The organism is Enterobacter cloacae complex sp. AR_0002 (assembly GCF_001922365.1).
Classification (GTDB): Bacteria; Pseudomonadota; Gammaproteobacteria; order Enterobacterales; family Enterobacteriaceae; genus Enterobacter; species Enterobacter hormaechei_C.
Window position 1 is genome coordinate 1,577,456 of sequence record NZ_CP018814.1, and the last position, 18,316, is coordinate 1,595,771.

General features: G+C 53.6%; 19 protein-coding genes. 8 read left to right on the forward strand and 11 right to left on the reverse strand.

The features are described 5' to 3' along the window. Positions 1-2 precede the first annotated feature (2 nt). Positions 3-362 (forward strand): hypothetical protein, encoded by a 360-nt coding sequence (locus AM329_RS07755; protein WP_017693570.1) that lies wholly within the window; start codon positions 3-5, stop codon positions 360-362. Between the two features lies 1 nt (position 363). Beyond that, positions 364-816, forward strand: a complete 453-nt coding sequence (locus tag AM329_RS07760) for a DUF3828 domain-containing protein (protein WP_032609046.1) — start codon at positions 364-366, stop codon at positions 814-816. A gap of 109 nt (positions 817-925) precedes the next feature. Here AM329_RS07760 and AM329_RS07765 read toward each other — a convergent pair whose 3' ends face one another. Together AM329_RS07765 and AM329_RS07770 are read right to left on the reverse strand one after the other, a co-directional pair. After that, positions 926-1,654, reverse strand: a complete 729-nt coding sequence (locus tag AM329_RS07765) for a MerR family transcriptional regulator (protein WP_003857744.1) — start codon at positions 1,652-1,654, stop codon at positions 926-928. Positions 1,655-1,843: 189 nt separating this feature from the next. Continuing rightward, a complete protein-coding gene (locus tag AM329_RS07770; protein ID WP_003857746.1) occupies positions 1,844-3,064 on the reverse strand; it encodes a diguanylate phosphodiesterase in 1,221 nt (406 codons plus the stop codon). A gap of 339 nt (positions 3,065-3,403) precedes the next feature. Here AM329_RS07770 and ycgZ point away from each other — a divergent pair, with 339 nt between their 5' ends. The 4 genes from ycgZ (at position 3,404) to fdhF (ending at position 6,620) form a co-directional block, all read left to right on the forward strand. Continuing rightward, positions 3,404-3,643: a regulatory protein YcgZ gene (ycgZ, locus tag AM329_RS07775; RefSeq protein WP_003857747.1), complete on the forward strand. Its 240-nt coding sequence runs from the start codon at positions 3,404-3,406 to the stop codon at positions 3,641-3,643. A gap of 4 nt (positions 3,644-3,647) precedes the next feature. Beyond that, complete coding sequence (locus tag AM329_RS07780; protein ID WP_032658210.1) at positions 3,648-3,968, forward strand: hypothetical protein; 321 nt, start codon at positions 3,648-3,650, stop codon at positions 3,966-3,968. Between the two features lie 29 nt (positions 3,969-3,997). Next, entirely contained in the window at positions 3,998-4,276 is a 279-nt protein-coding gene (locus AM329_RS07785; RefSeq protein ID WP_003857748.1) for a biofilm/acid-resistance regulator YmgB/AriR, read from the forward strand. Positions 4,277-4,469: 193 nt separating this feature from the next. Continuing rightward, a complete protein-coding gene (gene fdhF / locus AM329_RS07790; protein ID WP_032609045.1) occupies positions 4,470-6,620 on the forward strand; it encodes a formate dehydrogenase subunit alpha in 2,151 nt (716 codons plus the stop codon). A 51-nt stretch (positions 6,621-6,671) separates the two neighbouring features. On the opposite strand, the gene AM329_RS07795 is transcribed toward fdhF, so the two are convergent. Genes AM329_RS07795 through AM329_RS07820 form a run of 6 tightly spaced genes read right to left on the reverse strand, consistent with a single transcriptional unit; the run spans position 6,672 to position 12,676 of the window. Further along, positions 6,672-7,325 carry a LuxR C-terminal-related transcriptional regulator gene (locus AM329_RS07795; protein ID WP_023324523.1) on the reverse strand — a complete coding sequence of 218 codons (654 nt, stop codon included), beginning with the start codon at positions 7,323-7,325 and terminating at the stop codon, positions 6,672-6,674. 41 nt (positions 7,326-7,366) lie between these two features. Beyond that, complete coding sequence (locus AM329_RS07800; RefSeq protein WP_022650916.1) at positions 7,367-7,879, reverse strand: fimbrial protein; 513 nt, start codon at positions 7,877-7,879, stop codon at positions 7,367-7,369. Between the two features lie 11 nt (positions 7,880-7,890). Beyond that, positions 7,891-8,838, reverse strand: a complete 948-nt coding sequence (locus tag AM329_RS07805) for a fimbrial protein (RefSeq protein WP_032609044.1) — start codon at positions 8,836-8,838, stop codon at positions 7,891-7,893. A gap of 1 nt (position 8,839) precedes the next feature. After that, entirely contained in the window at positions 8,840-11,383 is a 2,544-nt protein-coding gene (locus AM329_RS07810) for a fimbria/pilus outer membrane usher protein (protein WP_032609043.1), read from the reverse strand. A gap of 27 nt (positions 11,384-11,410) precedes the next feature. After that, positions 11,411-12,088 carry a molecular chaperone gene (locus tag AM329_RS07815; protein WP_023315939.1) on the reverse strand — a complete coding sequence of 226 codons (678 nt, stop codon included), beginning with the start codon at positions 12,086-12,088 and terminating at the stop codon, positions 11,411-11,413. Between the two features lie 57 nt (positions 12,089-12,145). Next, positions 12,146-12,676, reverse strand: coding sequence for a fimbrial protein (locus AM329_RS07820; protein ID WP_022650915.1), 531 nt, complete (start codon positions 12,674-12,676; stop codon positions 12,146-12,148). 354 nt (positions 12,677-13,030) lie between these two features. Here AM329_RS07820 and AM329_RS07825 point away from each other — a divergent pair, with 354 nt between their 5' ends. Both AM329_RS07825 and AM329_RS07830 read left to right on the forward strand, forming a co-directional pair. Further along, entirely contained in the window at positions 13,031-13,690 is a 660-nt protein-coding gene (locus AM329_RS07825) for a winged helix-turn-helix transcriptional regulator (protein WP_003857763.1), read from the forward strand. Positions 13,691-13,767: 77 nt separating this feature from the next. Continuing rightward, entirely contained in the window at positions 13,768-14,397 is a 630-nt protein-coding gene (locus tag AM329_RS07830; RefSeq protein WP_032609042.1) for a helix-turn-helix domain-containing protein, read from the forward strand. 46 nt (positions 14,398-14,443) lie between these two features. On the opposite strand, the gene AM329_RS07835 is transcribed toward AM329_RS07830, so the two are convergent. From AM329_RS07835 to AM329_RS25190, 3 genes are all read right to left on the reverse strand, one after another. Continuing rightward, the gene (locus AM329_RS07835; protein WP_003857766.1) at positions 14,444-14,638 is read right to left on the reverse strand and encodes a YdiH family protein; all 195 of its coding nucleotides are present in this window, start codon (positions 14,636-14,638) and stop codon (positions 14,444-14,446) included. A gap of 85 nt (positions 14,639-14,723) precedes the next feature. Beyond that, the gene (menI, locus tag AM329_RS07840) at positions 14,724-15,134 is read right to left on the reverse strand and encodes a 1,4-dihydroxy-2-naphthoyl-CoA hydrolase (RefSeq protein ID WP_003857767.1); all 411 of its coding nucleotides are present in this window, start codon (positions 15,132-15,134) and stop codon (positions 14,724-14,726) included. Continuing rightward, a complete protein-coding gene (locus tag AM329_RS25190) occupies positions 15,131-18,187 on the reverse strand; it encodes an FAD-binding and (Fe-S)-binding domain-containing protein (RefSeq protein WP_032609041.1) in 3,057 nt (1,018 codons plus the stop codon). The genes menI and AM329_RS25190 overlap by 4 nt, the downstream gene beginning before the upstream one ends. Between the last annotated feature and the right edge of the window lie 129 nt (positions 18,188-18,316).

Consider the following 18,316-nt stretch of genomic DNA (forward strand, 5'->3'; position numbering starts at 1 on the left):
TTATGTGGAGTGCCCATAAAGCCGCAGTTCATGCTCGCCAGCATGCAGGTCAGTATAGCCAGAAAAGATGTGCAGAATTTGTTTCGAAATCCATTCGCGCCGGCGGTGCTAATCTACAGAACACGCATTATGCTAAGGATATGAAAAGCAATTTAATTCTGGCGGGTTTCCACCAGGTTTACGGTGAGCCTGTTGAGGGCGATGTGGCGGTGATCCAGCCCACTGCGCACCACCCATATGGCCACGCTTGCATCTATGGTGGGAACGGCGTCTGGTACTCTGATTTTGTTCAGCGAACAATGTATCCGGGAAAGGAATACCGGGAATTAAAGCCAGCATATGCAATTTACAGGCATGACTGACATGAAAAAAAAAATTCTGGCGATCCTGCTTCTGCCCACTCTCGCATCCGCTGCACAGAAGTTCCCCCCTGAGGTATCCGCTGCCCTTCAGTTTAATAAGTGGTACATCTCGCAAATTATTATCGGGAAAGAGCCCCTGAAAAACTATGAAGCGCTGAGGCCATATGTAACCCGCGAAACTATCAGCAAACTCAAAGCCATGGATAAGCTGGATCCAGATGAATATGACGTGCCTGACGTCGATATGTTCATCAAGGCTCAGGGATATGAAGATGACTGGGACATCGTCAGTGCGCGGGCGCTGGATTACGATGCCGCCTGTATGCAGGTTTATATCTCATTCGGCAAAAAGCGGGATCACACCGTGATTGACTGCATGGTCAAGGAAGATGGCGTGTGGAAAGTTGAATCCGTGGCCAGTATGAATATTTCAGACAACCTGATGATGGAATAAACCGACGATATGACAGGGGTACTGATGCTATGCATCTTCGCGGATACCCCTGTCGTATCGCCAGAAGGCAAAATCCCGCACTGGCGGTTTACCGTTGGCCCCCTTAACATCAGTGATGGATCGAAACGGCGAAACCCTGTTCACGCCAGTGGTCGAGCTGCTCCTGTTGACGAGGCGTAGGCGCTTTACCGGTCCAGACGAAGATTTTTTGCCCGGGGAAGAGTTCAGGACGTGGAGAATCAATCGGCTCAGCCAGCACGTCGATATGCCAGCCTTTGTAGGCAAGACGGGCCGCTTCCAGCCACAAATGCGTACGGTCGTCGCACTCCCACCCAATCAGCAGCGCATCCTTACCTGCTTTTTTTCGCGACTCACCCAGGCTTGCAACGGCAAACTCAATCAGGACACCGTCCAGCAGGCTCGCCATGTGACGCACCGTATTCTGGTCCTGGTTCATTCGCTGCCGCACAGGGGTGATGATGTTATCTATCAGAACATCCATCGCATGGTCACGGCGGAACTCGCCGATTTTGGCGCGCAGTTTTGCCGGGCTGGCATAGCGCAGAACGGTTAACATCTCTTCCTGAAACGATGCCCAGTTCCCCTGAGTCATCACTTCTGTATTTTCAAGAAGCGCTTTTACTTTACCGACCGAAACACCCGTTTTCATCAGGCGTTTGATCTCTTCGATACGCAGGATATCTTCATCGTCAAACTGACGATGGCCCCCTTCGCTTCGCTGCGGCTTCAACAATCCATAACGGCGCTGCCAGGCACGCAACGTAACGGGGTTGATACCGCATCGTTCGGCCACTTCGCCGATACTGTAATAGGCCATTAACTCCCTCACGCACAATACTTCCATACCTAACCAAACCAACCTTATCAGATTGTACAAATCATTTGTATAACTAACTCCTCGTTCTGAGACAAGTGAATGGCTCAAAGAACCACTCACTCGTTAATATATTGTTGTATAAATTTAGCCGTACGTACAGGTCACTTTTAACAGTTACGTACAGGTTTTTTATAAATCGTACTTTTTCTCGGGCCAGGCAATCGCCGGAATGCCCCCCAGACGCGGGCTGGCGAAAAGGTGACCCTGGAACTGAGAAATCCCGGCAGATTCCAGCCACATCCACTCTTCAGCTAGCTCTACGCCTACCGCACAGAACAGAATTTCCAGGGAGGCGCAGCATTTAATGATTGACTGAATGATTGCCTGACGCGGGCCGCTCTTGTGCACGTTAGCAATCAAATCACGGTTGATCTTGATTCTGTCCGGCTGGAACTGGGCCAGCAGTTGCAGACCGGCGAATCCCGCGCCAAAGTGATCGATGGCCACGCTGATCCCGGCGCTTTTAAGCTGTCTGACCGCGCTGGTGAACTCTTCGAAGCGCGAGATCGCCTCGCTCTCGGTGAACTCGACCACAATTTGCTCCGGCACAAAACCGTTCGCCTCAATTGCCGTCAGTAAAAAATCGACGGCGCCAGGAACATTAACCAGCGTCATCGGCAACAGATTAATGGACAACGTTTGAGTCTGTAGGCCCAGCGCGCTGGCCATCGACAAAGCCACCTGCTTACTCTTCAGATCCGATTCGTACAGCGCCTCACGCGACAGGTTGGCAAAGTAGCTTTCCGGGGACTCACCGGACGGCGTGCGGATCAGGGCTTCCCAGGAAACCACCTGCTGCATAAACGGATCGACGATAGGTTGAAATGCGAAACTACAGTCCGCGCCCTTTGCCACTACCGTTGGCTGGGAGGATAATGGCGTGTTTTCGGTGACAAACTCCCAGGCGTCAGCCGGAGGCAGCTCAAAGTAGTTGGCTTTTTCAGTGGCCTCAACGAAGGTGCGGAAAAATTGTAGGGCGCGATCGTTATAGGTCAGCTGATAGCGGGTTGTGCCTTTATCGAGTACCTTTTGTAGCACTTCGTCGGTGTCGTACTGACGAAGGTCAAAGAGCTCCATACCTACGTTGCCAAAACGTCTTGAAGGCCCGTGATCGCTTAATAATTCGACCACGTTGTGATGCCGTGGGTCACGGCAGATGAGCTGATAGATCTCCTTAACGTTATCAGCGGGCCCTTCAAGTAACTGAAAGAAGTGTGTGCCGTTAAACAGCAAAATCCCCGTCACATCGAACTGGCGATTTCTACAATTTGCAGCAGCGACCATGTCTTCCAGCGCTTTCACTGGAACGTCCTCGCAGATATGACTGCGGTAAATAATGGTTGTGAGCATGCTAATCCTGAAGATTGAGGGGGTGACCACGAAAACACGTGGGGAGAACTCTGTTATAGCACATTAATTACCCAATAAATAATTTACATCTCAACAATTTACATGACTTCTTTGCGCCTTTTCCGGGCTTGTACAACTCTGCAACGCCACTTCGAATTGTACAATATATTTTGTGAATTTAGCAGTAAGCTGTATACATATAACCATATGATAAATATATACTTTATCAAATATATTATAAAATATTTAAAAAATTGTACATTTTTAATGTACAGATTTGAAAATTATGTATACCTTAAATGTAACGTTACTGATTACGAAAATTTACAGGAGCGAAACATGCAGCAGAACGGACACCTCGCAGACACAGCAACAGCAATTGCGCAGTACTTCGAAAAAGCCGCGCTTCCAACCCAACAGGAAACATTGGGTCAGGTTGTTGTTGAAATCCTTAGCGACGGGCGGAATCTGAATCGCAAATCGCTCTGCACAAAACTGTTAAGTCGCCTTGAAAAGGCCAATGGCCCGGAAGAGGAGCATCATTATCACATGCTTCTTGGCCTGCTCTTCGAACGTTAATGTTATGAACAGCAGTGATGCGGACAGACTGATCGACCAGCTTATTGGAGAAGCCGCTCTTTCACTTTTGAAGGAGCGCGGTCCTGTAACGACCGAGGGTTTGGTTCAGCGTCTGCGTAACATGCAAGCCTGTGAGACGGATCCCCAGCGGCGGGAGACATTAGCGAGGGTGATAGCTGAAATCAGCTCTGGCACGGTCGCTTTTAAAGGTCGCAGAACCGCACAAGGACGAATTCAGAGAGAGGGATCTCTCAAAAATAACCGAGACAATGTAGTGCCGTTATTTGGAAATGGAAAACCGTCCGATCCCAAAAAGATACATTGACTACAACTTTACAGCTACGGTGAGAACAAATGAGACAAAATATTCAGCTTCAACCCGAATACCACTCCGCCTTTTTAGATAGCGCGTTGTCGGAGTATTTCCGTCACGCAGGCGATCGCTTTGCTGAAGAGTCTGCCATTTTTTCGACTGCGGTTCGTTGTGTTCTTGCTTCCGAAGGTCATCTGACCAACAAAGCGATCATTCTCTGGCTGATCCAGACGCTGGAATCCACCGATGATGTCGTTAAGGCGGATGTGATCCGCAAGACGCTGGAAATTGTCGTCGGTTACACCATGGACGATCTTTAACGCCTCACTCTTCCCATCTCTTCGGATAGCGTGTCATCGTCAATTCTGACGAACGGACTGACGATGACACGCCCTCTCTCCCCTAACGCCCTGTTAATCAAGCACGCCGAATTTGGCATGGATCCTGCTTAGTCCGCTAAGGGACTGGGCTTTCCAGTAAACATTGCTTCATTTCTTAACAGGTCTGTTATTGATGAAAAAAATCGCCAGCGTCTGCCCCTACTGCGGTGCAGGCTGCAAACTTAACCTCGTCGTTAAAAATAACCGGATTATCCGTGCCGAAGCCGCTGATGGCGTAACTAATCAGGGCACGCTTTGCCTGAAAGGGTTCTACGGCTGGGACTTTCTTAATGATACTCGGCTGCTTACCCCCCGCCTGACGCAGCCCATGATCCGCTACAGCAAAGGCGAGGCCTTTACCCCTGTTACCTGGGAAGAGGCCATTCGCTATACCGCTTACAGGCTTAAAAGCATCAAAGAACAGTACGGCCCTCGGTCCATTATGACCACGGGTTCCTCGCGGGGAACGGGCAATGAGACCAACTATGTGATGCAAAAATTTGCCCGTGCGGTGTTGAATACTAACAACGTCGACTGCTGCGCCCGCGTCTGTCACGGTCCTTCCGTTGCCGGTTTACAGGAGACCCTCGGCAACGGCGCCATGAGCAATTCCATTAACGATATTGAAAACTCAAAATGCCTGCTGGTATTCGGCTATAACTGCGCCGACTCTCACCCCATCGTCGCCCGACGCGTGCTTAAAGCACGTGAAAATGGCGCTAAAATCATTGTCTGCGATCCGCGTCATATTGAAACGGCACGCATTGCCGATCTTCATCTTCAGTTAAAAAATGGCAGTAACATGGCGCTGGTCAATGCCTTTGGCTATGTCCTGCTTGAAGAGGAATTGTACGACAAAAACTACGTTGCTCGCTTTACAGAAGGGCTTGAGGCGTACCGACTGACGGTAAAAGATTACGCACCCGAGCAGGTTGAACATCTGACGGGGATCCCCGCGCGGGATGTTCGTCAGGCAATGCGCATGTTCGCAGCGGCGCCTTCAGCAACGGTGATGTGGGGAATGGGCGTCACGCAGTTTGGTCAGGCGGTCGATGTGGTGAAAGGTCTCTCCAGCCTGGCACTGCTGACCGGCAATCTGGGCCGCCCTGCCGTCGGCGTGGGGCCGGTTCGCGGGCAAAATAACGTTCAGGGCGCCTGCGATATGGGTGTTCTGCCCAATATGTTCCCCGGCTACCAGGACGTCACTGATCCGGCGGTCAGACTGAAATTTGCCGATGCGTGGAAAATCAATGTCAACCGGATGGACGATCGCGTCGGAACGCGTATCACCGAAGTGCCGCATCTCGCGCTGGAAGGTAAGATCAAAGCGTATTACATCATGGGGGAAGATCCGCTTCAGACAGAAGCCGATCTGGGTCTGGTCCGCCGCGGCTTTGAGGCGCTCGATTTTGTGGTGGTTCAGGACATCTTTATGACCAAAACGGCAGAGCTGGCTGACGTGCTGCTCCCTGCCACCTCATGGGGAGAACACGCCGGTGTGTTCACCTGTGCCGATCGCGGCTTTCAGCGTTTCGGCAAAGCCATTGAGCCCAGCGGCAATGTCAGGCGTGACTGGGAGATCATCAGCCTGCTGGCCACGGAAATGGGCTATCCCATGCATTACGAGGATAACCAGCAGATCTGGGACGAAATGCGCGAGCTGTGCCCCCTCTTCTACGGCGTGACCTACGAAAAAATGGGCGAGATGGGTCATGTGCAGTGGCCCTGTCCAACCCTCGATCATCCCGGCACTCCCTACCTGTACAAGGATAATCAGTTCGACACCCCCACTGGCAAAGGCCAGCTATTTGCCGCCCCCTGGCGCGCCCCGGCGGAGACACCGGATGCGGATTACCCGCTGGTACTGTGCACAGTGCGCGAAGTGGGCCACTACTCCTGCCGCTCCATGACCGGGAACTGCGCCGCGCTGCAAAGCCTGGCCGACGAGCCGGGCCGGGTGCAAATTAACCCGGCCGACGCGGATGAACGGGGGATTGCCGAAGGCCAGCTGGTCTGGGTACGTTCACGCCGGGGTAAAGTGATCACCCGCGCCAGCATCAGCGAGCGCATCAATGCGGGAGCAATCTATATGACCTACCAGTGGTGGATTGGCGCCTGTAATGAGCTGACGCAGGATAATCTCGACCCGATCTCCAGAACGCCGGAAACGAAGTATTGCGCCGTGCAGCTTGAGGCAATCGAGGACCAGCGCTGGGCGGAGGATTTTGCGGCTTCCGCGTACCAGACCATGAAGACGCGGTTGATCGCTGCGGTTAACGTTTAAATGCTTGCCGGGTGGCGGCTATCGCTGCCCGGCCAGCTATCCGCTGCCGTTTCAGGCTATTTGTTGTGCATAATTATTTTCCAGGTAATCGCGAAGCAGGTTCGGCCGGCTCTTTTTCTCCATCAGCCTTCTCAACAGTACGATCAGCTCGTAATCGCTTCGCAGATTAAATTTTTGCATCATCATATATTTATGGGTAAAGACCGTTTTTTCGCTCATCTCCAGCGCCTGAGCGGTCTGCACTACCGACAGCCCTCGGTAAAAATTGACCAGAATACGAATTTGTTGCCGGGATAACCCTTTATGCTGGCAGTCGAAACAGGTCTTTTTATTCCAGGTGTAACCCGGTAATTGCGTCGTGAACCACGCAATAAACAGAACGCCGCTAATACGATCAAGCGATGCCCGGCGAGGAAGAAAAATAATGTCCTGAAAGCAGGAAGGCAGCGCCGAAAAGCGCAGCTCATCGTCGACGAGACCTATCACAATTCCTTTTTGCCGGGCCAGTAATTCCGGAAAACAGGTCAGCGTTTCCCCCTGACATAATGAAAGAACAATAATATCGGCCTGGCTGACGTTTTCATTGGTCAGCGCCAGGTGAAAAGTGATGGAGCGATGAAAGTTATGCTTAAAAAAATCTTCGAAAAAGCTCTGTAGCCCAGCCTGAAAAAACAGATCCGTTTCCTGAATCAGAATATTTAACATAGTTCACACCAACGTCTTTAAAAAAGGCTTATCACCGGCATTCAGTTGTACTGCATCGTCATCACCACAACCGCGCGGATGCTTCCCGGCGTGGCGCCCCCCGTCATGGATTTTACCGAGGCCAGCATAGCTAATGTCGCGGTTCTGTCCGCGGCAATGGTCTGGGTCATGCTGGAGCCTGTTCCTTTAAGCGCACCGGTTTGGGCATCGCGCATGGCTATCGCCACATGTGTGGCCGAACCGCTGTTCATAAAATAGTCCGCGCCCGCCTCAGGATCGGGGCTGCCGGTGAAAGCGACGGTCACACTCTGCGTTCCCGTTGGGCACTGGGTAAACAGCAGACTGAAAGGCACCGGATCCGATGTTGAGCCCGGCGTCGCCATATTGGTTGCCTGAATATTGCCCAGATTGACATCGAGATTGTTATTGCCGCCATTAAATATGCATGGCGACGCCACGATATTTCCCGTCACACCGATGTTGACGCTATCAGCGGAGCATACCTTCCCGCTGAGTAAGGCAAGTAACAGCAGTGTCCTGCATCTTATTTTCATCTTCTTACCTGCTACTGGTAGGTCAAATTCAGGGTGGCGGAGGCATTCGCTGAACCTGACTCCACGCGGGTTAACGTCTGGTAATATCGGGCCGTTAATGGCAACGTCTCTTGCCCCCCGGCAGACTGTCGCAAAAATAGTCGGCTGTTCATCGCCAGCGGTGCACCGTTATAGATTAGCTGCACCCCCACCCCTTTTGCAGTGCCGGCATTTCCCTGCCCGGTTAAGGCCATCACGCTGGTATTGGCGCTGTCCGGATTCTGTATTCCACTGAGCGAGACCGTAATATTGGTTCCGGCGGCGCAGGTTAAGCCCAGGTTTTGCGTGTTCTGTGCTCCCGCTGGCGTGGTGCCCACCACGGTGCCGAACGCCGAAGCGGGAATATCCCCTATCGGAAACGTCAGCTGGGCCGTATTCACCGTGCACGCCAGGGCATTGATGTTGCCGGAGGTGAGCTGCGTGGTCAGACCGTCACGGTAGAGGCCGTCGCTTCCCTGAAGCGTCACGACGCCAATCACCCCCGGGGTTAATGCCCCCGATGAGACCGGGCCGGTCACCACCAGCTCAATCCTCCCGCCGTACCAGTCCACATAGGAGGTCTGCGCATTGTACGAGAACGTATTGCTCGGGTTTTCAAAATAGCCGTTGGAGGAAAAGCGTATCCCTATCCCGATGACGTTCGTGTTGTAAACATGGTTGCCGTAGCTGCTCAACGTGGCGCTGTTGTAGCGCATGCTGAATCCCAGCATCAGCGGATTCGTACACCCGGTAAGATAGGAGCCTGTGGCTGACGCCGCGCCGGAAAATACCACCGTGCCGACAGGCGCATCGCGCTGCACGTTGATCGTCCCCACGGACAGGGTGGAAAGCTGCGGGATGATGGTGGTGCAGGTACCGGCACGAGCGATACTTCCCGCCGCGAGCAAACAGAGCAGCAGCATCGAGTTAAGACATTTCATGTTAGCGTTCCTGACGGCAGGTGGCGCGCATATCAGCGATCCCACCGTACATTGAGTGATTCGGCAGCGTGAAATCAGCGCGGCATTGCTGGCTGGATTGACTTCCCCATGTGGCGACTAACGTTCCCTGCTCGCGCATCCCGGTTAAATAGACCTGACCGCGATCGCCGACAATAAAACTGCCGCTTTCATCACCCACAAGGGTGACCACCGCCCCAAACGGAACGGCGCGGTCGTTGTCGGTCAAGGTCATCAGCACCCGGCGACCTGACTTCGGCAGATAATCGGCTCTCACCACCGCTCCCCGCGTCGGCGTCACCGTGCGGGTGTTGATCTCCAGCTCGACATCGTCCGGCATCGTTTCCGGGTCGAGGGTGAGATCGTTTTTCCGGTAGACAGAAAGGTTGCTCACGACCGTATATCCGCGAAAATCTGTCCGTACACCGGGCTGATTGCGGATATCCACGTCGTAGGCGCCTGGGGCTTTGATTAAGACGCTGGTCTCCCCCAGCGGCTGGGAAAGCGTGATGCCATCAGCATGGGCGAGAATGCCGCCTTGCAGCCCGTAATTCAGGCGTTCACTGTTTTTGTCATAACCATAACCTGCCGTGACTTCGCCATAGGTGCCTTTATAGTCCGCGTTCACGTTGCCGGTATTCCCCACGCCCTCTGTGCCATATCCCTGCTGGACGTTCCAGCTCAGGGCACGGTTCTCGAGTGCCACCCCGTTCAGGCCGACGTTATGCGTCGTCCCGTTATTGCTGCTGGCGTTCATGCCATAATTAGCCCATGTCTGCGGCAAAAATTTATCCAGCGGAATGCTGACGTTGAACGACAGAAGCTGGTCGTGGTCAGCGTTTTTTTGGCTTTTGCGGTTTTCTGACGCTGAGCGGACATTTTTGCTGTAGGTCCATGTCAGGCCATAGCTGATGTTGTGCCAGTAGTTGCTATAGCCGACGCTCCACGAAGCCATCGACTTACCGTCATTCCAGTAATCTTCCCGCGCCGCACTGAGGGTAAGCGCGCCCAGGTTGTCCCCCAGCGTCTGGCTCATCGTCAGCTCGGCACGGTTACGTCGCCTGTCCTGAAGCGCGCTGCTGTCGCCGTACGAACCGAGGACGTCATGCATCCCGTAATAGCCGCGGGTCGAGTAGCGATACCCGGCAATCGAAAAGTTGGTTCCGGTAGTGATAAAATTCTTGCTGTATCTGGCCCGCCACGACTGACCGTTTGTTTTCGCGGTATGCTCCGGCGTTGACCAGCCCAGGGTGACGTCTGCGGATACTGCCCCGAGATCGCCCATGTTCTTGCCCATCCCCAGAGCCGCCGACTGGTACTTATCTGCCCCCTGGACGCCGCCATAGAGCGTGATTCCGTGAGGGAGGCCGTAAATTCCGGTCAGTTGCCCGAAGGGGGTTTTCTCCACGCTACGGTTATACGAGCGATATTGCCCGGCGGTAAGGGCATATTTCAGTCGCCCCTCCCGTTGCAGGACCGGCAGCGAAGCGTACGGCAGGGTGAAATGTTGCTCACTGCCATCGGCTTCGACGATCGTGACATCAAGATCGCCCGCGCCGCCGGTGGGATACATATCCGCGATCTCAAACGCGCCCGGCGCCACGTAGCTTTGGTAGATTTGATAGCCATTCTGACGCACCACGACCTGCGCGTTAGTTCGCGCAATACCGCGCACCACCGGCGCATAGCCTTTCAGGGAATCCGGCAGCATATCGTCGTCGGACGCCAGCTGGACGCCGCGAAACGGCATGCTGTCAAAGACATCGGCAGGCGCGGAACTGTCTCCGAGCGTAAGCTGGGCTTGCAGGGGAATAATCGCGCGCTGCATCAAGGTGTAGACGTTGTCCCACTTATCCAGGCCGGACGCATCGCGGGACCAGGTGGTGTAGTTGCGTAACCGCCAGGGACCGACGTTGATCCCCGGCCGCAGGTTTGCATACTGGCTGTCGCTGCGGGTGCCTGCCCCGCTTCTTGCCCGGCTGTTTGCCCCGCTCAGGCTGTAGTTGAGCATGGCCGCGGTAATGCCTTCATCCCACATATCCGGCGGAACGTAACCTCTCGCTGGCAGGTCTATGGCCGCCTGTGGGATGCTGATCGCCAGGCGCTGGGCGCCAAACTGGAAATCCGCGCTGGCCTGTGGAATCGCCCTGAGATCGGCGCATTCTCCTTCCCCGGCGTCGAGCTGCGGGAAAAGCGCCGTTTTCACGCCCCACGCTTTTAACTGCCCGATACTCAGGCACGGCTGCAACGTTTCACTGCCGTTAGCATCCTTCACTGCCATGAAACGAATATCCCGCGTTTCCAGCAGCCGATCGTCAAGAATAATATCAACATGGTATGTCCCGGGCGCCTGCGAGCCGGATTCAAAGGCAGATAAATCCGCTTTCCCCATTCCGGGATTATCCAGCTCTACCAGTTCCGTATTAAACGTCTCACTGGCATACAGTGTGGGAGAGACACCAGCAAGCGCGAGGGCAATAAATATTGCCAGGCGCGCAGGCTGCATTGTATTCAATGCCGTTGTCATGACGAGCACCTGATTAACGCGTAAGGATCACAAACTGGCCCGGTGTAATTCACCAGGGCTGCCATAATCGTTAATGACTTTAAACGTCAGCGTATTGCCACTGGTTCCATTCGGTAACGGGAAACGGGCTGTGCCCGAAGGCATCACATACGTGACATCGTCAAGTTTCTTATTACCCAACGTAATTTCATTGAAATTGATAACGTACGGCGTTGGATTATTAACCAGAAGGGTATTTCCCGCACGACGCCAGGTTAATTTATTGGCCTGCTCCTCGGGGGTAGACGCACGAAGAGCCTCTGGTCGATAAATTAATTTGATGCGCGTTTTGACGGCAATTTGCAGCGAGTTCATCTGCTTAGAGGCTGACGGAATAGCTTTGATGTTCAGCCAGAATAAACTCTCCTGCCCTTGAGGCAGAGAGCCTGTCATGACAATACGCTCGAGGTTTTTTTGTCCGCCGTCCAGCCGATACAGCGGAGGAGTAATAATAAAAGGCGCTTTACCCGATTGTTCATCCTGAACATCTATCCACGACTGAATTAAATAAGGACCGTTATCAGGATTCGTAATATTTATTGACGCTTCTTTTTTAGCCCCATCAAAAATAACACGGGTGCCGCCAATAATTACTCCTGCACTGGCGGATGTTAACGTCAGCGGTAACAGCGCCATAACCAGGCCCGTTGTGGTGATAAAACGCATTTTTTTACCTCATAAAACAAGGGGCCAGGCGGCCCCCTGCTAATTACTGCCATTGACTTAGTTGTACACCACAGAGAAGTTCGCGACCGAGTTAGCCGGGCCCGCGGTAACGGATGCCGCGGTGGAAATATACTGCGCGTAGAAGCTCAACGTATTATCAGCCGTACTGCTGAGTGCGTAGGTATAGCTGTTGCTGCCGTGCAGCGGCAGATCGGCTTTATCTGCCGTCATCAGGTTAATCGCCACCCCGGTAGCCGCTCCCGCCACGGACGTATCAATCGCCAGCAGGCTGGCGTTGGTTAAATCCGGCGTGCCATCAAAACGGACTTTTGCATTGGTGACCGTTACCGGACAGTTTTTCAAAATAATATTAAACTGCGTCGCAGCCGTTCTCGCCCCGGTTGTCGGGAATTCCGTTTTATAATAATCGCCCAATACCACCACCTGATTCTGGGATGCCACATCAACGTCGCAGGCAGAATCCAGAATATTTCCGTTAAAATTAACGGTACCGGCCGCTGCCAATGCATTGGTCATAGTGAGTACAGAACCTGCCGCTAACATTGCCATCATCAATTTTTTATTCATAATTTTATATCCCGTATTACTCTATTTATTACCGACATTCAGTTGCAGAAATTAAACCCCTTCCGACGAGTCAAAATTTATACAACTCCTTTTCCGCATACAATCAATTTTGAGGTCTAGCTGTAGACCCTCTTTTAACAAATAAAAAACATATTCACTCGGGAATAGCTTAAGAATAATGTCCACAGTCTACTTTTAGACCTGAACAAAAAAAGTTGCAATTTCAATTAATTAACACTTAAAAAAAGATAAGTCTATAATTAGACTCGCTGCTAACATTCCCTGACCTGCTGTTTTTTAAGATAATTCTTTATGCCGATCAAAAAATGATCGCATCAGTCAGTGAGGTCTCAAATGAATACCCGATTCGCGCCTGAGTCAGAAATTGATAAATCAACAGTGCTCGGCGCTAAGCCTTTTAAGCACATTGAAAAAATAATCGATAATGTTTTGCCGCATGCGGAGAGAGGCATTATTGCCAGAGGAGAAATTATCCATTATTGCTCCGGCGATACCCGTCAATGCTTTTTACTGTTGCATGGCAGCGTGGCGTTGCACCGTCGCGGGGACGGTATCGTCTTAAATTCTGAATCTGCGCCATTTATACTCGGCGTGAGCAGCCAGTTATCGTCTGAGCACCTGTACGTCAGAGCGCTGGAAACCTCAGAGGTGGCCAGCGTTTCGCTGGCGCGTTTCAATCATGTTGTCGCACAACAGAATTTATGGGAGCACTTCTCAAACCTGCTGATCTATACCGCATCGCGCGTTTACGAACATTGCGCCCAGATATCGCAAATGTCGGCTTATGACATTATCCGCTTTCAGCTGGTTGAGTTGATGCAGGAGCCTGAAGCCATTAGACAAAACATTACCGCCGCAGCCTATATCAAAAGCCGCACCTATCTTTCACGCAGCGGCATTATGCGGATCCTCGCGGAGTTGCGGACGGGGAAATACATCACCATGGAGCGTGGCGTTCTAGTAGAGATCCATCACTTACCCCGTAAATACTGAGGCTGTATTTATCTCTGGAGAAGGTGGAAAAGAAGAGCGACACTATAGAGAGTACAGTCTCTTTCCAGGTTAACGCTATGTCTTCTGACAAACCATCGCATCGCGGATCTCCCTATGCTCAGGAACTGATTTCTCATTTACAGCCGCACTGCACCACGCATAAAACCGATCCCGGCGAGCAACTTAATCTCCAGGTAAACGGGCAGAGCATGTGTTATTTAATTCTTGACGGCACGGTCGCCATATACAGAAGAAGCGACGACATGATGCTTTCGACGGCGCGCAGTCCCGCCCTGTTTGGCCTCGCTAACCTGACGGACATCTATTTTACCGACTACCTTCGAACGGTAACGCCTTGCCTGATTGGTGTGCTCACGACCGATCGGGTGGCTGAAATTATCAAAGAGAAGGCGCTGTGGGGGCTGCTTTCTAATCATCTAATGTTTGTCTATAACCGGCTTTATCACAACGTCATGCCGAAAGGCGCGCCAACCGCGTACGAGATGATTCGCCAGCAGCTCGTGCTGCTGATGCAGGAAGATGACAGCTACCGACGTAGCGTGACGGCGGAAAGGTATATCAGGGATAAAACCCAGCTTTCCCGCAGCGGCGTAATGCGGATCCTGGCTGACCTGAAAACGGGCGGGTTCATCGAAATGGAAGAAGGCCGGCTGATTAAAATTAATAAACTGCCTGCCAGATACTGACTGTCAGACACAAAAAAGGCCGCGCTTGCGGCCTTTTCTTCACTGCTTAATGGACGTGAACGCCCAACCGCCAGGCAAAGTAGATCTCTTCTTTCAGTTCGTTTGAAGAGAGCGCCAGCAAATCCGTAAATTCCAGCTCAAGCTGTTTCAGCTTTTTCAGGTACTGCGCTGGAGACAGATTGCTTTTATCGCGACGTAAATATTCAATTGCCAGCTGTGTTGGGGTTATTTCAGTATCCATGATGTCCTCGCTTATGTTCAAAACGTGACCAGTATATCACAATCAGGCGGCTAATTTTTGACCAAAAGCAAGACATCCGGAAACTTTACACAACGGCCGTCGTCAGCCTTGATGAACAACACAGGCGATCCTGCTCGTCCAGGATATCAATCTGCCACACCTGATGGCGGCTTCCAGCATGCAGCGCCCGGCAGACGCCGCGCACGCGCCCGCTGCGAACGGAGCGGATGTGGTTGGCATTGACCTCCAGACCCACCACCTTCTGCTCTCCTTCCGTACACAGGTAGCCCGCCACCGATCCCAGCGTTTCGGCCAGCACGACGGACGCGCCGCCGTGTAACAGGCCAAACGGTTGATGAGTACGGCAGTCTACCGGCATCGTCGCTTCCAGTTCGTTGTCGCCAATGCGCGTGAACTGGATGTCCAGCAAACCGACCATGTTCTCCGCGCCCATGGCATTTAAGGCCTCCAGCGTGACCGCACGTTTCCAGATCATCCGATAATCTCCAGTAAAGCCTGCAATGGATGGCGGACGCCGTTACCTTCCACCCGTTTCACCTGGCTGCGGCAGGAGTAGCCCGTCGCCAGACAGCGGTTGCGTGGCAGGCGCTGCATCGCCTGATGCCATGACAGCTCGTAAATGCCGAGCGAATTAGCGTGGTTTTTGACTTCATGGCCGTAGGTTCCGGCCATACCGCAGCAGCCCACGTTGACGCTTTCCAGCTTCGCGCCAAACCGGGAGAAGATAGAAGCCCACTGGGCAGGCGCCGTCGGCAGCGCCGTCACTTCGGTGCAGTGCCCAAACAGGTACCAGGATTCTCCGCTGACCTCCTGAGGGGGCGTTTGCGTCAGCACCGCAGGCAGCCACTCGTGTACCAGTAAGACCTGAAAATCACCGCGCTTATCGCCGAGAGTCTGCTTATATTCGTCCCGGTAACAGAGCACCAGCGCCGGATCGACGCCCACCATCGGCATGCCGAGCTGCGCCACGCGATTCAGAAAATCTGAAGTTTTCTGCGCGGTTTTCGCAAAGCGGGTGAGGAAGCCTTTAATGTGCTGCGCCTTGCCGTTCGGCGAGAACGGCAGCACCACCGGCTGGTAGCCGATTTTCTCGGCCAGTCGGACAAAATCGGCCACCACCTGCGCATCGTAATAGCTGGTAAATGGATCCTGCACCACCAGCACCACCTTCGCTTTCTGCTCAGGGCTTAATGCTTCCAGTTGTTCCAGGGTCATATTCGCCGAGCGGTGCCCCACCAGCCGACGCTGGAGCGATGGCACCGACAGCAGCGGCAGATCCACCATGCCGATATGTTTTTCAGACAGTTTTCGCACCAGTGGCTGGTTGATAAAGAAGTTAAAGGTTTTTGGCGCACGGGCCATCAGCGGCGCGTAACTCTCCACCGTTGCTACCAGATGATCGCGCATCGGGCGCAGATAACGCGTGTGGTACAGCTGGAGGAAGCGGGAACGGAATTCCGGTACGTCAATTTTAATTGGGCACTGGGTTGAACACGCCTTACACGCCAGGCAGCCGGACATCGCCTCTTTCACCTCATGCGAGAAATCGTATTCGCCTTTGTTCGCATGCCAGCTGTTGCGGGTGCGTTCGATAAGCCCGCGCAGGCTCGCGCGTTTTTCCGGCAGCTCCTGTTCCAGCTTGAGCGGGTCAACGCCGCGGTCGGCCAGCAGGCGCAGCCATTCGCGCACCAGCGTGGCACGCCCTTTTGGGGAGTGGATGCGGTTGCTGGTGATTTTCATCGACGGACACATCGGGCTTTTCACATCGAAGTTAAAGCACAGCCCGTTGCCGTTACACTCCATCGCGCCGCGCCAGGAAGCGCGTACCGCAATCGGAATTTGGCGGTCATAGGTGCCGCGCTTAACGGCATCCACCTGCAACATCGGCGCATCAACGCCCTCCGGCGGGCAGATTTTTCCCGGATTGAGGCGGTTATGAGGATCGAACGCGGCCTTCACCTTACGCAGCTCGGCGTAGAGCTGTTCGCCAAAAAAGGCCGGGCTGTACTCGGCGCGGAACCCCTTGCCGTGCTCGCCCCACAGCAAACCGCCGTATTTGGCCGTGAGGGCCACGACCTCGTCGGAGATCGCCTTCATCAGGATCTCCTGCTGCGGATCGCACATGTCCAGCGCCGGGCGCACGTGCAGCACGCCCGCGTCAACGTGCCCGAACATGCCATAGCTCAGACCATGGCTGTCGAGCAGCGCGCGAAACTCCACGATATAATCCGCCAGATGTTCCGGCGGCACGCAGGTATCTTCCGCAAACGGAATCGGCTTCGCCGCCCCTTTCGCGTTGCCGAGCAGCCCCACCGCCTTTTTACGCATCGCGTAGATTCGCTCGATGCCGGAGAGATCGTTACACAGCTGCCAGCCAATGACGCCGCCTTCCCCCTGCGCAATCAGCTCGTCCAGACGCTGGCAGAGCGTGCTTACCTGGCTCTCAATCAGCTCTGCGTCATCCCCGGCGAACTCGACGATGTTCAGGCCGAGCATCTCTTTATCCGGCACGTCGGTAATCAGTTCGCTCACCGAATGCCAGACAATATCCTCCCGGGCCAGGTTCAGGACTTTTGAATCGACGGTTTCCACCGACAGCGCCCGCGCCTCCACCATAAACGGTGCATTACGCAGCGCCGAGTCAAAGGAGTTGTATTTGACGTTCACCAGACGGCGCACCTTTGGCAACCGGGTGATATCCAGACGCGCTTCGGTGATGAAGGCCAGCGTCCCTTCTGACCCGGTCAGTACGCGGGTAAGATCAAACTGGCTCATATCGTCATTGAAGACATGTCGCAGATCGTAGCCCGTCAGGAAGCGGTTTAGCTTCGGGAATTTGTCAAGGATCAGCTCGCGATTTTCGCGGCAGCGCTCCAGCACGGTGCGATAAATCCGTCCGCTGGTGGTGCTCTCTGCTGCCAGCGTTTCGGCCAGCTCGATCGGCATCGGTTGGGTATCGAGGATATCGCCCCCCAGCAGCACCGCCCGCACACCCATAACGTGGTCGGAGGTTTTGCCGTACACCAGTGAGCCCTGCCCCGAGGCATCGGTGTTGATCATCCCGCCAATGGTCGCGCGGTTACTGGTGGAAAGCTCCGGCGCAAAAAAATAGCCGTAAGGTTTCAAAAACTGATTCAACTGATCTTTGATCACCCCCGCTTCCACACGCACCCACCCCTCTTCCGGGTTGATCTCAATGATGCGGTTCATATAGCGGGACATATCAATGATGATGCCCTGGTTCAGCGCCTGCCCATTGGTACCCGTCCCGCCGCCACGCGGGGTGAAGACCAGGGAGCTGAAACGCTCCTGCGATGCCAGACGGGCGATGAGCGCCACATCGGCGGTAGAGCACGGGAAAACGACGGCATCGGGAAGAAGCTGGTAAATACTGTTATCGGTCGCCATCGTCAGCCTGTCGGCATAATCGGTAGCGGTGTCACCTGTAAAACCCTGTTGCTCCAGTGCCTGCAAAAAATTAAGCACCAGCTGAACGACGCCCGGTGCCTGAGAAATCTGTGGGATCATTGCTGTCGACCCTAATGAGAATAGTGTGAAATCGTTTGCGTTGTGTCTGGAAAGTTTTATCACATTTTTTTCTTATGTGCTTCGTAGAATTACGGGCAAAATCCGCCTGTCAAAAATCGCTGAAATCAC

Bases quoted from the DNA above. Each gene is read 5' to 3' on its own strand.
- AM329_RS07795 (WP_023324523.1), bottom strand. From the start codon at position 7,325: ATGTTAAATATTCTGATTCAGGAAACGGATCTGTTTTTTCAGGCTGGG.
- AM329_RS07770 (WP_003857746.1), bottom strand. From the start codon at position 3,064: ATGCTCACAACCATTATTTACCGCAGTCATATCTGCGAGGACGTTCCA.
- AM329_RS07820 (WP_022650915.1), bottom strand. From the start codon at position 12,676: ATGAATAAAAAATTGATGATGGCAATGTTAGCGGCAGGTTCTGTACTC.
- AM329_RS07780 (WP_032658210.1), top strand. From the start codon at position 3,648: ATGAACAGCAGTGATGCGGACAGACTGATCGACCAGCTTATTGGAGAA.
- AM329_RS07760 (WP_032609046.1), top strand. From the start codon at position 364: ATGAAAAAAAAAATTCTGGCGATCCTGCTTCTGCCCACTCTCGCATCC.
- AM329_RS25190 (WP_032609041.1), bottom strand. From the start codon at position 18,187: ATGATCCCACAGATTTCTCAGGCACCGGGCGTCGTTCAGCTGGTGCTT.
- AM329_RS07815 (WP_023315939.1), bottom strand. From the start codon at position 12,088: ATGCGTTTTATCACCACAACGGGCCTGGTTATGGCGCTGTTACCGCTG.
- AM329_RS07755 (WP_017693570.1), top strand. From the start codon at position 3: ATGTGGAGTGCCCATAAAGCCGCAGTTCATGCTCGCCAGCATGCAGGT.
- AM329_RS07830 (WP_032609042.1), top strand. From the start codon at position 13,768: ATGTCTTCTGACAAACCATCGCATCGCGGATCTCCCTATGCTCAGGAA.
- AM329_RS07785 (WP_003857748.1), top strand. From the start codon at position 3,998: ATGAGACAAAATATTCAGCTTCAACCCGAATACCACTCCGCCTTTTTA.
- AM329_RS07825 (WP_003857763.1), top strand. From the start codon at position 13,031: ATGAATACCCGATTCGCGCCTGAGTCAGAAATTGATAAATCAACAGTG.
- menI (WP_003857767.1), bottom strand. From the start codon at position 15,134: ATGATCTGGAAACGTGCGGTCACGCTGGAGGCCTTAAATGCCATGGGC.
- AM329_RS07835 (WP_003857766.1), bottom strand. From the start codon at position 14,638: ATGGATACTGAAATAACCCCAACACAGCTGGCAATTGAATATTTACGT.
- AM329_RS07805 (WP_032609044.1), bottom strand. From the start codon at position 8,838: ATGAAATGTCTTAACTCGATGCTGCTGCTCTGTTTGCTCGCGGCGGGA.
- AM329_RS07765 (WP_003857744.1), bottom strand. From the start codon at position 1,654: ATGGCCTATTACAGTATCGGCGAAGTGGCCGAACGATGCGGTATCAAC.
- AM329_RS07800 (WP_022650916.1), bottom strand. From the start codon at position 7,879: ATGAAAATAAGATGCAGGACACTGCTGTTACTTGCCTTACTCAGCGGG.
- ycgZ (WP_003857747.1), top strand. From the start codon at position 3,404: ATGCAGCAGAACGGACACCTCGCAGACACAGCAACAGCAATTGCGCAG.
- fdhF (WP_032609045.1), top strand. From the start codon at position 4,470: ATGAAAAAAATCGCCAGCGTCTGCCCCTACTGCGGTGCAGGCTGCAAA.
- AM329_RS07810 (WP_032609043.1), bottom strand. From the start codon at position 11,383: ATGACAACGGCATTGAATACAATGCAGCCTGCGCGCCTGGCAATATTT.